Source organism: Neisseria sp. 20925_1_37, assembly GCF_041433255.1.
GTDB classification, from domain to species: domain Bacteria; phylum Pseudomonadota; class Gammaproteobacteria; order Burkholderiales; family Neisseriaceae; genus Neisseria; species Neisseria flavescens_D.
In genome coordinates, this window is the sequence record NZ_JAPWBC010000029.1 from 1 (window position 1) to 1356 (window position 1356).

At 50.6% G+C, this 1356-nt stretch carries 1 pseudogene; it reads left to right on the plus strand.

Annotation, left to right across the window (positions count from 1 at the left end):
* Positions 1–1356: pseudogene (locus O3661_RS10575) on the plus strand (hypothetical protein); the annotation flags it as partial.

Sequence of the window (1356 nt, forward strand, 5' to 3'; positions counted from 1 at the left end):
AGGCTCATTTGCCGGTGGTGCATCCGCTCAAGCAACAGGTGCAAACTCTGTAGCTATTGGCGGTGCGACAGATGGTACTCTGGGTAATAAAGCAGGTACTGCTGCTAAAGCAACCGGTAACAATTCTATCGCTTTGGGTACTCAATCTAAAGCTGCTGGCAATAACTCTATCGCTCAAGGTAACAGCGCCACTGCTAAACAAGCTGCTGACGTTGCAGTAGGTCATGGTGCGACAGCTGATGGTACCTCTACTGGTGCTGATGGTGATGGTGTTGTGGGTGCTAATAATGCCGGTTCAGCTATGGCAATCGGTACCAATGCTCAAGCAACCGGTATCGTGGCAACTGCTATCGGCCAACGTTCTCAAGCCCTGGCAAACGGTGCGGTAGCATTGGGTGGCGATGCTCAAGCTAAAAAAGGTTCTGCCGTAGCAATCGGTCGCGGTTCTGTAGCGGACGGTATTTCTGCCGCTGCATTCGGTCCTGCTGCTCAAGCAACTGGCAAATACGCAGTAGCTTTGGGTGTACAAAGCCAAGCCACTTCAGAACAAGCCATCGCATTGGGTCGTGGTGCTCAAGCCAATGGTGGCCAATTTGCAACTGCCCTGGGTAACGGTGCTCAAGCAACAGCCAAAAACACTCTGGCTTTGGGTACAGAAGCTAAATCTACTATCGAAAACAGCGTAGCCCTGGGTAACGGCTCTACAACCAGCGCATTCGTACCTACCAATACTGCTACTGTTGGCAGCTACACTTACAGCGGCTTCGCAGGCGCAACCAGCGGTTTAAATAACGGCGCAGTATTGTCTGTAGGTTCTGCAGGTAACGAACGTCAAATCCAAAACGTTGCCGCAGGTCGTATCTCTTCAACTTCTACCGATGCAATCAACGGCTCTCAATTGTACGCCGTAGCAAACCGCATCGAAAACCTGAGTCCGTTTGTATTCTCAGGCCACAATGGCAGCGGTAGCTCACCAGCTGAAGGTACTTACAAATACGATCCTAAATCAAATGCCAATAACACCCTGAAACTGATCGCTGGTAACGGTTTGACAATGACCTCAAACGGCACTAACGAGTACACCCTGAGCGTAATCGGTGGTGGTTCTACTGGTGCTTCCGGCGCTACTGGTGCGACTGGCCCTAAAGGCGATACTGGTGCAACCGGTCCTAAAGGCGAAAAAGGCGATACTGGTCCTGCTGGCCCTAAAGGTGATACCGGCGAAAAAGGCGACAGCATCACAGGTGAAGTTGTAAATAACAACGACGGTACTCATACCATCACTATTACTAATCTAGGTGATGGCTCAGTTACTACTACCATCGTTAAAGACGGTAAAAACGGTAAAGACGGCGC